Annotated in this window: 12 protein-coding genes and 2 pseudogenes; 5 read left to right on the forward strand and 9 right to left on the reverse strand. The window is 38.5% G+C overall.

The features are described 5' to 3' along the window. Positions 1 to 52: 52 nt before the first annotated feature. The 4 genes from AC6H0A_RS03115 to AC6H0A_RS03130 form a co-directional block, all read right to left on the reverse strand. A complete protein-coding gene (locus AC6H0A_RS03115) occupies positions 53 to 832 on the reverse strand; it encodes an antA/AntB antirepressor family protein (RefSeq protein ID WP_005642034.1) in 780 nt (259 codons plus the stop codon). Positions 833 to 858: 26 nt separating this feature from the next. After that, the gene (locus AC6H0A_RS03120; protein ID WP_044232955.1) at positions 859 to 1,182 is read right to left on the reverse strand and encodes a hypothetical protein; all 324 of its coding nucleotides are present in this window, start codon (positions 1,180 to 1,182) and stop codon (positions 859 to 861) included. A gap of 9 nt (positions 1,183 to 1,191) precedes the next feature. After that, positions 1,192 to 1,389, reverse strand: coding sequence for a helix-turn-helix transcriptional regulator (locus tag AC6H0A_RS03125; RefSeq protein ID WP_005642032.1), 198 nt, complete (start codon positions 1,387 to 1,389; stop codon positions 1,192 to 1,194). Positions 1,390 to 1,806: 417 nt separating this feature from the next. Next, positions 1,807 to 1,929, reverse strand: coding sequence for a hypothetical protein (locus tag AC6H0A_RS03130; RefSeq protein WP_256867599.1), 123 nt, complete (start codon positions 1,927 to 1,929; stop codon positions 1,807 to 1,809). Between the two features lie 46 nt (positions 1,930 to 1,975). Between AC6H0A_RS03130 and AC6H0A_RS03135 the strand changes: the two genes are divergently transcribed. Beyond that, positions 1,976 to 2,377 (forward strand): Mor transcription activator family protein, encoded by a 402-nt coding sequence (locus AC6H0A_RS03135; protein WP_005642030.1) that lies wholly within the window; start codon positions 1,976 to 1,978, stop codon positions 2,375 to 2,377. Between the two features lie 506 nt (positions 2,378 to 2,883). On the opposite strand, the gene AC6H0A_RS03140 is transcribed toward AC6H0A_RS03135, so the two are convergent. Further along, a complete protein-coding gene (locus AC6H0A_RS03140) occupies positions 2,884 to 4,047 on the reverse strand; it encodes a tyrosine-type recombinase/integrase (protein WP_497512403.1) in 1,164 nt (387 codons plus the stop codon). Positions 4,048 to 4,255: 208 nt separating this feature from the next. Between AC6H0A_RS03140 and AC6H0A_RS03145 the strand changes: the two are divergent. Together AC6H0A_RS03145 and AC6H0A_RS03150 are read left to right on the forward strand one after the other, a co-directional pair. Then, a pseudogene (locus AC6H0A_RS03145) lies at positions 4,256 to 5,451 on the forward strand (TonB-dependent receptor); the annotation flags it as partial. A gap of 61 nt (positions 5,452 to 5,512) precedes the next feature. Then, positions 5,513 to 7,281, forward strand: a pseudogene (locus AC6H0A_RS03150) (ABC transporter ATP-binding protein/permease). A gap of 141 nt (positions 7,282 to 7,422) precedes the next feature. On the opposite strand, the gene rpsO reads toward AC6H0A_RS03150, so the two are convergent. The 4 genes from rpsO to hldE form a co-directional block, all read right to left on the reverse strand. Further along, entirely contained in the window at positions 7,423 to 7,692 is a 270-nt protein-coding gene (gene rpsO / locus AC6H0A_RS03155) for a 30S ribosomal protein S15 (RefSeq protein ID WP_005628925.1), read from the reverse strand. A gap of 192 nt (positions 7,693 to 7,884) precedes the next feature. Continuing rightward, positions 7,885 to 8,487 (reverse strand): hypothetical protein, encoded by a 603-nt coding sequence (locus tag AC6H0A_RS03160; protein ID WP_005642017.1) that lies wholly within the window; start codon positions 8,485 to 8,487, stop codon positions 7,885 to 7,887. Position 8,488: 1 nt separating this feature from the next. Then, positions 8,489 to 9,568 carry a DNA cytosine methyltransferase gene (locus AC6H0A_RS03165; protein ID WP_005642016.1) on the reverse strand — a complete coding sequence of 360 codons (1,080 nt, stop codon included), beginning with the start codon at positions 9,566 to 9,568 and terminating at the stop codon, positions 8,489 to 8,491. A 111-nt stretch (positions 9,569 to 9,679) separates the two neighbouring features. Beyond that, positions 9,680 to 11,107 (reverse strand): bifunctional D-glycero-beta-D-manno-heptose-7-phosphate kinase/D-glycero-beta-D-manno-heptose 1-phosphate adenylyltransferase HldE, encoded by a 1,428-nt coding sequence (gene hldE, locus AC6H0A_RS03170; RefSeq protein ID WP_005642014.1) that lies wholly within the window; start codon positions 11,105 to 11,107, stop codon positions 9,680 to 9,682. 97 nt (positions 11,108 to 11,204) lie between these two features. Between hldE and htrB the strand changes: the two genes are divergently transcribed. Both htrB and parE read left to right on the forward strand, forming a co-directional pair. After that, entirely contained in the window at positions 11,205 to 12,140 is a 936-nt protein-coding gene (gene htrB, locus AC6H0A_RS03175; RefSeq protein ID WP_044232947.1) for a lipid A biosynthesis lauroyl acyltransferase HtrB, read from the forward strand. 73 nt (positions 12,141 to 12,213) lie between these two features. After that, complete coding sequence (gene parE, locus AC6H0A_RS03180; RefSeq protein WP_005642011.1) at positions 12,214 to 14,112, forward strand: DNA topoisomerase IV subunit B; 1,899 nt, start codon at positions 12,214 to 12,216, stop codon at positions 14,110 to 14,112.

Raw genomic sequence — 14,112 nt, forward strand, 5'->3', positions numbered from 1 at the left:
TGAACCTGTAAAAATGCCCCGTTTTGGGGCGTTTTTGTTTTTAGTGGTGGATTTATGCCACGCGTTTAAAACGGTTTGCCAGCATTGCCACCAGCTTAAATCGGCGTTCTTCAAAATCGGCGATATCGCCGTCTAATAACATTTCATTGGCGCGCTCTAAATATTCCAGTTGCTCAAGTTGCACGGCGGTTAAATGCGCCCGTATATCGCCCACAATGCCCCGCGCGGTTTTGAATTTCTGCACGCTTTCGCCCAATATCACGGCGGATAGCATATTAATCTCGTTAATGTAGTGTTTTTGCGCGGTGCGCTTGCCTTGCCGTTGGCGCATTTTCTCAAGGGCGCAATTCATTGATTTAAACGGTGATTTCGTCAATTCTCGGCTTTGTTGCCATTGTGCTAAAATTTCGCGGTGCGTTTCCCGTGAAAGTTGGCTTAGTTGTTCTTCACAGTGGATAAAATAACGGCGGGCGCGTTTGCCTTGGTCGCTTTTGTCCACCATTGCGATCTCTTTCGCCATATTTAGCGTGATTTTGTAATCAATAGGCTTGCGTCCGCGCTCATCTTTTTTACTCAAATTTGAGTAAAATAAATTTTCTTTCCCTACCTGTTTTTTGCGCGTCAATTTGGGCGAGCAAATAATTCTATAATCTTCGTTTTCTATAAATCCGTATTCATCGACCAGCCGTCTAAACCAGTCATTAAAACGGGTTTTATTTTCTAAAAAAGAATGCAATGCCCGAGCGTCCACGTGTCTGTAAATTTCGCCCTTGTAGTGAATTTCCTGTATCGGCAAAAGTGCGGTTAAATCTGGTAATATTTCGTTTTTCATTCTGTAAACCTTATCCGTTAAAAATTCTACTCAATGTTTTCGCGTTGCTTCTGCTCATAAAGCGCGTAAGCGTCCGCAATACCCCACGTTTTTACGGCATAATCCACTAGCCCTGCTTGCTGCAATAACCGCATAGGAACGCGCGCACCGTTGTCAATTTTGCGGGTTAAGCGGGCTTTTAGTGCCTTTTGCGTTTTCGGGTGTTGTAGTAAATCGCTTGCCCGTGCTCTTAGCGTGTTTTCTGGCAATGTATCGCCACAATCCACTACCGCTTTAAATGCCCGCGTTGCAAATCCACCGTTATTGATATATTCCGTTAAGAATGCTTTTTGATAGGTTAAATAACGCATAAATTCCCCTTATTTTGCTAGTTTTAAACAGGCTTTAAGGCTACTTTCAGGATAAAGCGTAGTGCGCCCCATTTTGATTTTTGTCAATTTCCCATTTTTCGCCATTCGGTCTAGTGTGCTTCGAGAAATCCCCAAAATCTTTTTAATTTCCCGCACGTTGTAATGTTTTTCGATGCCGTCAAATTCTGATGTTATTAATTCGCTCATTGCGCCCCCTCGGTGTGAATTGTTATAAATCACACTAGCGCAATATTATCTATTCCGCAATACGCCAATTTATCCATAACATATTGATTTTATGCAAAATAAAATACAAATTTATGCAAAATAATTTACAAATAGCACACCTTAAAAATGTATTTTTTGTGAATTTTTATTCATTTTTAAAATGCGTTCATTCAAATTAAACAAAAATGCGGAAATGTTTTTAAAAGTTGTTCAAAAATTTTAAAAATGGCGTTTGGGTTTAAAAAATCGCGAACATCGGGGAAATAGGGGCGGGTAAGTGGTGGTTTTTAGCGGAAAAAGTGAATTTTTATGCGTTTTTTAAACTTTTTGCGGTTTCTGGGTTTTAATACAGTGCTTTTTTTCAAGTTTTGTTCTTTTAACTTGGACGTAAAGGATCTAAAAAAATGCTTTTATTTGCTTAATATTTAACCACTCAAACACGCCAGAACGCCCCCGCCCGCGTAAAAATGGCTCAAAATGATGAACTTTCGGCAAAATTCCCGCCCTTAACGTTGCCATTTTTCCCCGCTACACTGGCGCAAATTTGACAAAATAGGGCGAAAAAATGGGTGCTTTAATCCTTGCGGATGTAAAAAAATATTTACCTGAAATAGTTCAAGATATCGCGGAAATTATTGGGCTGGAAAATCTCGAAAATTTTCTAAAACAATTTGGCGGGGTTGTGTTTAATTTTACGAAAGGTAAGGGGTATTTCCCCATTTTAGAGCAAACACTAGGCACGGAATTAGCAAATAAACTACAAGCCTTTTTTTCGGGTGAAAAAAATGTATATATTCCGCGCTGCAATGTTGCACTGCGTGTTTTACGCAATGCCCGCATAAAGGCGGATTTCGACTACTACACGCAAGAGCAAGGACTAAGCGCACGTAAAACAATGCTACAACTTGCGCCTAAATATCAATTATCTGACCGCGCTTTATGGCAAATTATCAAGGATACACGCTAGCAGTGCTGGCGTTTTTCTGTCTTTGGGTAGGGTACTACTCATTTTTCCAGTAATGCAAGTTAAACCATAAAGGGGCGTAAGCCCTTTTTTATTGCCTGTTAGTTTTGGCTGGTGGGGTTGTTTCGTGGCGGGGTAAAAATGGTTTGTTATGGTTATTTATTGCGCATTTTTAGGCAAAAAGCGGGCTATAAGTAGTAAAAAAATAGGACATTTAGGGAAAAAAATAGGACATTTTCACTAAAAAATAGGACACTTTTACAATTGAGTATTTAAGTAATATTTAATAACTGATTGATTATTATAGATATTTATATTTTATTTTAAAAAAGTGTCCTTGTTGTCCTTAGTGTCCTATAGTGTTTTGTATATATAGAAAAAATTTCACATAAAACACAAAAAAAGAGCCGTTATTTTTAACCGCTCTTTTGCTCTGTTTAACTGTTTACTATTTTTAAATGGCTTTCGGGCAAAGTGCCCGCGCTGCATTGCTCTATAAAATCCGCCCATTATTGCATCACTGCCTTTCTCTGCATTAAATAGTTGGCGTGATTGTAGGCTTTCTCTATGGCGTTTCCCACTCGGTGCGATAAACACATTTCCCCAATCTCGCGCGGAATGCCATTCTCGCCTAGCCACGTCCGCGCAAGCCCTCGGAATCCGTGCGCGGTTTGTCTGCCGTGGTATCCAAAACGTTTAATAGCCATATTAATACTAGACGGATTCATTGGCGCGTGATTATCGCCCCGTTTCAAGAATACATATTCAAAACGTCCATTAATGGCGTGTAACCGCTTAAGTAAAATCACGGCTTGAATTGAAAGCGGGATAGAATGCGCTTCACGTGCTTTCATACGCTCTGCGGGAATAACCCAGATTTTCTTTTTAAAATCTATCTCATCCCACCGCGCCCCGCTCGCTTCTCCTGCTCGGGTCATAGTTAAAAGCTGAAATTGCACTAGCCAGCGTGTTTGTGTTTCTATGTTCGCGTTGGCTAAATCCTGCATAAATTGCGGTAATTCTTCAATCTCGATATGCGGGTTATTTTGTTTCTTGTGTTTCTTGAGAGCCTGCCCCATTTTGGCGCAAGGGTTGAAAGGAATAAGCCCACCATTCACGGCAAAGTTTAAAATCTCGTTGATGTAGCCTGCTAAACGGTTAGCCATATCAACGTTATTACGCTGCTCTACCCGTTGCAATGGTGCCAGCGCAAGAGTAGGCACTATTTCCGCCACTGGATAACGCCCAATAAAAGGGAATATATGCAAATTTAAGGATCCCCAATATTTGGCTAGCGTCTTTTCGGCAATTTCGCCCCGCTTTTTATCCCGCCATTTTTCCGCCACCGCTAAAAAGGTGTTAGCTTCGGCTAGTTCCTGTTCACGCTGAACTTTCTCTTTGTGGGTTTTCGGGTCTATCCCTTGTGCAATTAAAGCGCGGTATTCTTCCCGCCATTGTCGCGCCTGTGCTATGGATATTTCGGGATAGTTTCCTATGGTTATATTTGTGCGCTTTTTGGTTGTAGGGTGGTAATAGTTAAAAAGCCACGTTTTCGCGCCAGTGGGTTTTACACGTAAAAAAAGCCCCTGCCCGTCCATTAGGTTGTATTCCTTGTTTTGGGGCTTGGCTCTTTCTACTTCGGTGTTTGTTAAAGGTTTAGTAATAATCGCCATGAAAAATTGCCATTTGGTAACAAGATTTTAAATTAGTTTACCATCTTGTTCCCTCGTGTGTTACCAAAATCTGCGGTCATTATGCGTTACTATGCGTTAAATTGAGTGCCAAAATGCTCTAAAATACTGATTTTTAAGTACAAAAAAAGCAAGGTGCTTTACCTTGCTTTATTAATTTGGTGGGATAATCTCTCCTGAATTAATTGTGCGTCATGTACGCCGAGCCATTGAACTACAACAAGGCGATCAACGTATTCATAGCGGTACATTAAATATCGCTGGTGAATTTGGTATTGGTGATATTGCTAACCGTTTTGTAGCTGGTGTGGATGTCATGCATAATATCCGCGATATCGGACCTATTTATAACCAAGGCATCATGAATTCTGATATCAATATTGATAATCCAAACTATACCAGCCCTGTTGCGGAACATAAAAATGGTAACGGCAACGCCTATCAATATAACTATCTCAAAACTGTTGGTGTTTATATTCAAGATACCGCCTACTTTACAGATAACTTTATTATGACGGGCGGTTTACGTTATGAGTATTTTGATCAATTTGCAGGGCGTCATTGCTTAAATGCGGCAAACTGTAAAAAAGGTCAAAATCTAACAAAAACCGGAAATACCGATCAACACGATGGTAAATTATTGTATCAATTAGGTGCCGTATATAAATTTACCCCACATATTGCGACCTTTGCAAACTACTCGGAGTCTTTCCGTCCACAAATGAGTGTGGCGACACCCGTTAGTGGAGATTTAAAACCAGAACAAGGTAAATCTTTTGAAATTGGTGCAAAATACGAAAACTCAGGCTTTAATGCGACACTAGCATTATTCAATATCAGCAAACGTAATGTGGCTGAGGCTGTTGGTTCGGGTTCAAATGCACAATTAAATATCGTGGGCAAACAACGTTCTCGTGGTGCGGAATTCGATCTTAATGGTCAAATTACGGATAGCCTAAGCATAGCGGCTAACTATACCTACACCAAAGTAAAATCACTTGAAAATGAGCTTTATCCTAATGCAGTAAATCAACAACTTTCTGGTGTGCCAAAGCATCAAGCTTCCCTATTCCTCGCTTATAACGTAGGTGAATTTGATTTTGACAATATCCGTGTTGGTGGAGGCGCTCGTTATTTAGGTTCCTGGTATGCCTACAACAATACTTATACGAAAGCATATAAACTACCTCATGCCGTGGTATATGATGCCTTTATTGCTTACGATACTAAAATCTCTGGCAAGAAAGTGTCTTTCCAACTTAACGGTAAAACTTAACAGATAAAACTTACTATCCATCCACCTCTGGTAATGCAACAAACACGTTAATCCCTGTTACATTAGGTTATGGACGTGAATTTATCTTCAACACTAAAGTTGAGTTTTAATTGAGCGCACAATATGAGGGCGAATATTTCGCCCTTTTTGTTTTGACTTTATGGATAATAAATGAACTGGCAAACCGAACTTAATAATAGTTTAAACTGGATTTTAACCGCACTTTTTTGGGTGATATTGTGCTTTAGCGTAACAATGTTAGCCTTAAAACAAACTACTTTCGGCAAAAAATTCTGGTGTATTGTCTCTCCATCAATGAATAAAAAAACCAGCATTAAACTAATTTTAATGTTGTTAGTGCTATTTATAATGATATTGTTGGAAGTATGATTTAGCGTGCTTAATTCATTTTTTTACAATGGATTGTATAGCTCAATGCAAGAATTAAACATTGAGAAATTTTGGTTCTTTGCAAAACTAAATGCTCTTCTTGTGGTAGCACAAGTTATACATGCCATTCCTGATTACTTCTTTCAACAAGTGTTTGAAATTCGTTGGTTGGAAAGTCTTAATGCAACATTTGTTAAGAGCTGGCTAAATAAGAAAAAATACTATCGCCTAAAATACGAACGAGATTTACCAGATAATATCGATCAACGTATTGAACAAGATGCGAGAGAATTTATTACCAGTACCGTACAAATTATACGAGGCGTGATTAACTCAGTGCTCACGACCATTGAATTTACGATTATTTTATGGTCACTTTCTGGTGTGTTAACTTTATTTGGATTTAATATTGAAAAAGGCGTCGTTTTCTTCATTTATGCCTTTATTATTTTTGCAACACTCATGTCTGTTTGGATTGGTCGCCCTCTAATTAAGCTGAATTTTACGAAAGAAAACTCAATGGCGATTATCGTTATTCCTTAATCCGTGTACGAGACAATGCAGAAAGCATTGCTTTTTATAATGGCGAACCAAAAGAACAAACTTTCTTACAACATCAATTCCGTCAAATTATCCATAACCGTTGGTCCATTGTATTAAAAATGTTGGGCTTAAATAGTTTCAACTCTGGAGTAACTCGCGTGGCCAAATTATTGCCTTTAATGTTACAAGCGCCACGTTTCTTTTCTGGCCAAATAAAACTGGGAGACATGCATCAAACAGTCCAAGCATTTAACCGATTAATGACCGCACTTTCATTCTTCCGCTTGTTCTATGAGCAATTCACACTCTATCAAGCTCGCTTAAATCGTCTTTATGGTTTTATAACAAGAATGGATGAATTAGATAAACAAAACGTTCATCATTCTTTTCATTGTTCTCATCGTGTCGCCTTAAAAAACTTTGGCATTAAAGATGAACAAGGTAATGTACTACTCAATAATTTAAATATTCATTTAGAAAATGGAGATGCCCTATTGATTCAAGGTGCATCTGGAACAGGAAAAACATCGCTGCTAAAAGCAATTGCAGGAATCTATCCTTTTGAAACCATAGGTATTGCGGAGCATCCATGCATGGGAAGTTTATTCCTGCCACAACGATCTTATATGCCGCAGGGTACTTTACGAGAAGCAATTTGTTATCCAAATATCAATCCAAATCACGCAGAATTAGAACAAACCATGAAGGATTGTGCGCTAGGAAAATATATACACGCGCTTAATGTAAAAAATGACTGGCAAGCAATTTTATCGCCTGGTTAACTTCAAAGAGTGGCGTTTATTCGTATTTTACTCACTAAACCAGATGTCGTATTTCTCGATGAAACGACTTCCGCATTAGATGAAACAACAGAGCATTTACTCTACCAAACAATTAAAGAGCGTCTGCCCGAAATGATCATTCTCAGCGTAGGTCATCGTAGTACATTACAGCAATTTCATAACAAACAACTAAAATTAGATGTATGTTTATTATGTAAAAATTAGAAGATGGCAAGTTAAGAATATATAAACCAAATATTTTGTTTATTTTGATGCTAGTCTAAAGAGCGCCTATAAAATTAAAATAAAATCATAAAAAAAGCCCTCGAGATTCGAGGGCTTGATTTTTTACTATCGTAATAAAAATTAGCGACGTAAACCTAAACGAGCGATAGTGCTTTGGTATAAAGCAAGATCAGTACGTTTTAAGTAGTCTAAAAGTTTACGACGACGAGAAACCATACGCAATAAACCACGACGACCATGGTGGTCTTTTTTGTGCTCTGCAAAGTGAGCTTGTAAGTGGTTGATTTGTGCAGTTAATAGTGCGATTTGAACTTCAGAAGAACCAGTATCTTTCGCATCGCGACCAAATTCAGCAACGATTGCTGCTTTTTTTTCAGTACTTAGAGACATTTTTTACTCCTAAAAGGTAGTGTTGTTAATACATCATTCGCCGATCTCTAACTCAGCGATGACAAGGAGCTTGCATTCTAGCGGTGAATAAACTCAAATGCAAGGTTTATTCTGATAATAACCCATCATTCTGATTTGTTTGTCTTGAATCAATTGTAAAATTTGAAAGCATGTAGCTAGGAATTATTACCACTATAGTGAAATTCTATACATTTCATTGGCTATTTCTTTATTATAAACATGATGATCTGTTTCAATAATTTTAATAGTTTCACTCTCTGAAATTTTAATTTGTTTTAACTCATTGATAAATTGATCATACTCTGTAGTGTGAGCAAGAATAAATTTATCAATTCCCATATAACTATTTCTATCTGCTCGTCTAGTTTTGACTTCACTTTCAGAAAGCGTTAAAAGATAACACTTTGCATCTCTATGAACATATTTTGTTGCAACAGCCTCAAGATCAGCTTGTTTCCAACGTTCCCTTAATGACGTTTTAGCACTAATAGTGATGGGCGTTCTACGATTATAGAGTACAATATCAAGAATTACATTTGGTACAAAAGCAAGTTTTGCTTGAACATAAACGGGACCGATTCCTTCTCTAAGCAATGAAAGGACAAGTAATTGCTCAAACACTCCCCCATTTACCGAATTATCTTCTTTATAATCAGATTTATAAATACCCCAATAAGTAGAAATGAATTCACTTGCAGTCCACTCTTTGTTAATAGGATATTCTTCTATTATTTGTTTGATAATAGTGACAACCTTTCGTCCTTTAGTAGTCATATTATTTACCTATGTTTAATTCATTTAATATTTGTTTTGCTGTTGCTTGAATAGCTGGCACAGCAACAGAATTGCCAAATTGTTTATATGCCGAGGCATCTGCAACAGGAATTACATAACTATCAGGAAAACCTTGTAATCTGGCCCATTCTCTTGGAGTCATCTTACGAATCCCCTCTCGATTAACTTCGCCTTTAATCCGAGTCGTTGGGGTAAAATCAATAATTCGATGATCAATAATCAAATTACGCTCTCTTCCCATGCCACCAACAACAATTGCATTCGCTATTCCATTATCAGAAATAATTTCATATCCAAAGCCGTTACCTTTACTTTCATGACGAGCTTTATGCTTCCGTAATGTATTAATATATTGGGTTGATAAATAATATTTCGTTGCAACTGGTTTATCTTCACGAATATCAATAAAACGCACTGACTGATTGGTCGGCTTTGGATAATTAAATGAATTCACCCCTGTATCTTTATGAAATCCCACAATATAGATTCGTTCTCTATTTTGTGGCACACCGAAATCTTTAGCATTTACAATTTCAGGATCTGGTACAAAATAACCTAAATCCTCTCTCAATGTGTTTAAAATAGTTTTAAGCGTACGTCCTTTATCGTGATTAATTAATCCTTTCACATTCTCTAAAAAAAAGGCTTTCGGTTGATAACGACGAATAATCTCAGCAACATCAAAAAATAACGTTCCTCTGGTATCTTCAAATCCACCTCTTTTACCTGCAATAGAAAAAGCCTGACAAGGAAAGCCTGCACAAAGGATATCGAATTCTTTAGGAATTCTAGCCTTCGTTTCTTCTAAAGTAATATCACCGTAAGGAATATCTCCAAAATTTGCAGCATACGTTTTTTGAGCTTGCTCATCCCATTCACTAGAAAAAACACATTTTCCACCCAAATTTTGCATTGCTAGTCTAAAGCCACCAATTCCAGCAAAAAGATCAATAAAGGTAAAACTTACTGTATTCTGCACTAGGTGCTTATTTTCTGAAAACAAATGATATTGTGCTTCAGGTTCTTCAATTATATTTTGCTGTTCTAACATTTCAGCCATGTACATCTCTAAAAAGTAGTATTCAGTAAAAATATGTCTAATTATATTTATATAACAACATAAAAAATCGTAGATGCAATATTTACAGACAATTCTATTTCCTACAGTCTACTATTTTAATATCCTAATTTTTTCAATCACATTTGTTGTTGAACAATCATTTTCAAAGTTTAGCACTTTAACATCGCCACCATTTTCCCAAACTTCTTTTGCGCCAGCAATCTCTTCAGGTTTGTAATCGCCGCCTTTGACTAAAAGATCTGGTAAAATTTCACCGATTAAACGTTGTGGTGTATCTTCAGTGAATGGCACCAACCAGTCCACGGATGCCAAACCAGCCAGTACCGCCATACGATTTTCAAGATTGTTAATTGGGCGACTGTCACCTTTTAAGCGTTTAACTGAATCATCACTATTTACCGCGACAATTAAACGATCGCCCAATTTGCGTGCATTTTCTAAATAAGAAACATGCCCTGGATGCAAAATATCGAAACAGCCATTAGTCATCACAATTTTTTCACCGCGCGCTTTAGCTTGTGCGACAGCATCTTTTAATTCAGCTTCACTCATAATGCCAAACCCAGTTTCAGGGCGAGCATGAATAGCATTTTCAAGTTCCACAGTCGAAACCGTTGAAGTCCCCAATTTACCCACCACAATTCCAGCGGCCACATTGGCTAAGTAGCAAGATTCTTCAAAAGAACGTCCATCTGCTAATGCGGTTGCTAATACGCTAATTACAGTGTCACCGGCTCCTGTCACATCAAATACTTCTTTTGCAACGGTTGGCAAATGATAGGGTTCTTGATTTGGGCGTAATAATGTCATGCCTTTTTCAGAACGCGTCACCAAAAGTGCGGTTAATTCAATATCAGAAATTAATTTTAAACCCTTCTCAATAATCTCTTCTTCTGTATTACATTTACCCACAACAGCTTCAAATTCAGACATATTTGGTGTCAATAATGTCGCACCACGATAGCGTTCAAAATCAGTTCCCTTTGGATCGATCAACACAGGAACATTCGCTTTGCGTGCAATTTGAATCATTTTCTGAACATCTTTAAGCGTGCCTTTACCATAATCAGAAAGAATCAAAGCACCGTAATTTTTCACCGCACTTTCTAACTTCGCTAATAAATCCTTGCAATCTACATTATTGAAATCTTCTTCAAAATCAAGGCGAAGTAACTGTTGGTGACGAGATAAAATACGTAATTTGGTAATGGTTGGATGGGTCTCTAATGCAACAAAATTACAATCGATTTTTTGTTTTTCTAATAAGTGGGAAAGTGCAGAACCAGTTTCATCTTGTCCAATCAGCCCCATTAACTGAACTGGTACATTGAGTGAAGCAATATTCATCGCCACATTTGCTGCACCACCCGCGCGCTCTTCATTTTCTTGTACACGAACTACTGGCACTGGTGCTTCTGGTGAAATACGGTTGGTTGCGCCGAACCAATAACGATCAAGCATCACATCGCCTAATACGAGTACTTTTGCTTGCTTAAATTCTGCTGAATATTGAGCCATTTTAAAATCTCTCTATTTGAATAACCAAAATTGTGGCGATTTTACCACAACTCAAATTTACGATAAACTACGCCCCGTAACTTACGTGGAAAGAACAATGAAAAACGAAAAACTCCCTCAATTTCAACCGCACTTTTTAGCCCCCAAATACTGGTTTTTTTGGCTAGGCGTGGCAATTTGGCGAAGTATTTTATGTCTTCCCTATCCTATTTTGCGCCATATTGGTAATGGTATCGGTTGGCTGTTTTCACATTTAAAAGTGGGTAAACGTCGAGCTGCCATTGCACGCCGCAATCTTGAACTTTGTTTCCCTGATATGCCTGAAAACGAGCGTGAGGCGATTTTACAAGAAAATCTTCGTTCAGTAGGCATGGCAATTATCGAAACTGGCATGGCTTGGTTTTGGTCAGATTCACGTATCAAAAAATGGTCGAAAGTTGAAGGCTTACATTATCTAAAAGAAAATCAAAAAGATGGAATTGTTCTCGTCGGTGTTCATTTCTTAACGCTAGAACTTGGCGCACGTATTCTTGGTTTGCACCATCCCGGCATTGGCGTTTATCGTCCAAATGATAATCCTTTACTTGATTGGCTACAAACGCAAGGTCGTTTACGCTCTAATAAAGATATGCTTGATCGTAAAGATTTACGCGGAATGATCAAAGCTTTACGTCACGAAGAAACCATTTGGTATGCGCCAGATCACGATTACGGCAGAAAAAATGCCGTTTTTGTACCATTTTTTGCAGTGCCCAATGCTTGCACAACCACTGGTAGTTATTATTTATTAAAATCCTCACCAAATAGCAAAGTGATTCCATTTGCGCCATTACGCAATAAAGATGGTTCAGGCTATACTGTGAGCATTTCAGCACCCGTTGATTTTACGGATTTACAAGATGAAACGGTGATTGCTGCTCGAATGAATCAAATCGTTGAAAAGGAAATAATTAAGGACATAACGATATACATGTGGCTACATCGTCGTTTCAAAACGCGTCCAGATGAAAATACGCCTAGTTTATACGATTAAAAGTGTGGTCGAACATCACCGCACTTTTTGATAGAATTTTCTTAAATTTAAAAAATTAACAACTCATCTAACCATGACAACCAATTATTCAGCTCAAGAAATTACCGTTCTTAAAGATCTCGAGCCGGTGCAAATTCGCCCCGGTATGTATACAGACACCACTCGTCCGAATCACCTCGCACAAGAAGTTATTGATAACAGCGTGGATGAAGCCCTTGCGGGTTTCGCCACAAAAATTGAAGTAATTTTACACCCAGATCAATCCATTGAAGTCACAGACAATGGTCGCGGTATGCCTGTGGATATTCATCCTACGGAAGGTGTTTCTGGCGTAGAAGTAATCCTGACTAAACTACATGCGGGCGGTAAATTCTCCAATAAAAATTATGAATTTGCTGGTGGTTTACACGGTGTGGGGATTTCTGTGGTAAATGCACTTTCTGAACGTGTGAATATTCAAGTCAAACGCAATGGTGAAGTGTATAAAATTGCCTTTGAAAACGGCAGTAAAGTAGAAGAATTGGAAGTTATTGGGACTTGTGGCAGACGCACAACGGGAACAAGCGTTCACTTCAAACCGAATCCAAAATATTTTGACAGCGCAAAATTTTCCGTTAGCCGCCTACGCCATTTATTAAGAGCGAAAGCGGTACTCTGCTCAGGGCTTGAAATCAAATTCATTGATAAAGTAAACAATACTCAAGACATTTGGTTATATGAAGATGGTCTTTCCGATTACCTTATCGAAGCAGTTAACGGCTTTGAAACGCTTCCGGAAAAACCATTCGTTGGTGAATTTAAAGGAACAAATGAAGCGGTTAGCTGGGCATTACTTTGGTTACCAGAAGGCGGTGAACTGATTGGCGAAAGCTACGTAAACTTAATTCCGACTATTCAAGGCGGAACGCATGTTAATGGCCTACGCCAAGGTTTGTTAGATGCCATTCGTGAATTTTGCGAATTTAGAAATCTATTACCACGCGGCGTAAAACTTACCGCTGATGATATTTGGGATCGTTGTTCTTACATTCTTTCCCTTAAAATGCAGGATGCGCAATTCGCGGGGCAAACTAAAGAACGCTTATCATCACGCCAAAGTGCAGTCTTTGTCAGCGGTGTTTTAAAAGATGCATTCAGTCTATGGCTCAACCAAAACGTACAAGACGCTAAAAAATTAGCAGAAATTGCCATTAGTTCCGCACAACGCCGATTACGAGCAGCCAAAAAAGTCGTACGTAAAAAACTCGTTAGTGGCCCTGCATTACCAGGGAAATTAGCAGATTGTGGCTCACAGGATTTAGAAAAAACGGAATTATTTTTAGTGGAGGGCGACTCTGCGGGCGGCTCAGCAAAACAAGCGCGTGATCGCGAGTATCAAGCGATTTTGCCGTTACGTGGAAAAATCTTAAATACATGGGAAGTTTCACCTGATCAAGTATTAGGTTCAACGGAAATTCACGATATTGCCGTTGCTCTAGGGATCGATCCTGACAGCAATGATTTATCACAACTTCGCTATGGCAAAGTATGTATTCTCGCGGATGCTGATTCCGATGGTCTGCATATTGCCACCCTACTCTGCGCCCTGTTCTTACGTCATTTTCCGAAATTGGTACAAGACGGTCACGTTTATGTAGCAATGCCTCCACTTTATCGCATTGACTTAAATAAAGAAGTCTTCTACGCATTAGATGAAAGTGAAAAAGAGGCGATTTTAGATCGGTTGAAAAATAAAAAAGGCAAACCTAATGTTCAACGTTTTAAAGGTTTAGGTGAAATGAACCCATCGCAATTGCGTGAAACAACAATGGATCCTAACACTCGTCGCCTTGTTCAATTAACTTATGATTTAGAGGAAAACCAAGGCGCGAATACATTAGAATTCATGGATATGTTATTAGCGAAAAAACGTTCCGAAGACCGTAAAAATTGGTTACAAGCGAAAGGCGATCAGGTTGATTTATCTGTTTAG

The sequence above is a fragment of the Haemophilus sp. THUN1692 genome, from assembly GCF_059704395.1.

Coding starts and splice junctions, on each gene's coding strand:
- rpsO (WP_005628925.1), bottom strand. CDS start 7,692: ATGTCTCTAAGTACTGAAAAAAAAGCAGCAATCGTTGCTGAATTTGGT.
- AC6H0A_RS03160 (WP_005642017.1), bottom strand. CDS start 8,487: ATGACTACTAAAGGACGAAAGGTTGTCACTATTATCAAACAAATAATA.
- parE (WP_005642011.1), top strand. CDS start 12,214: ATGACAACCAATTATTCAGCTCAAGAAATTACCGTTCTTAAAGATCTC.
- AC6H0A_RS03140 (WP_497512403.1), bottom strand. CDS start 4,047: ATGGCGATTATTACTAAACCTTTAACAAACACCGAAGTAGAAAGAGCC.
- AC6H0A_RS03115 (WP_005642034.1), bottom strand. CDS start 832: ATGAAAAACGAAATATTACCAGATTTAACCGCACTTTTGCCGATACAG.
- AC6H0A_RS03130 (WP_256867599.1), bottom strand. CDS start 1,929: ATGGCAACGTTAAGGGCGGGAATTTTGCCGAAAGTTCATCATTTTGAG.
- AC6H0A_RS03120 (WP_044232955.1), bottom strand. CDS start 1,182: ATGCGTTATTTAACCTATCAAAAAGCATTCTTAACGGAATATATCAAT.
- htrB (WP_044232947.1), top strand. CDS start 11,205: ATGAAAAACGAAAAACTCCCTCAATTTCAACCGCACTTTTTAGCCCCC.
- AC6H0A_RS03135 (WP_005642030.1), top strand. CDS start 1,976: ATGGGTGCTTTAATCCTTGCGGATGTAAAAAAATATTTACCTGAAATA.
- hldE (WP_005642014.1), bottom strand. CDS start 11,107: ATGGCTCAATATTCAGCAGAATTTAAGCAAGCAAAAGTACTCGTATTA.
- AC6H0A_RS03125 (WP_005642032.1), bottom strand. CDS start 1,389: ATGAGCGAATTAATAACATCAGAATTTGACGGCATCGAAAAACATTAC.
- AC6H0A_RS03165 (WP_005642016.1), bottom strand. CDS start 9,568: ATGGCTGAAATGTTAGAACAGCAAAATATAATTGAAGAACCTGAAGCA.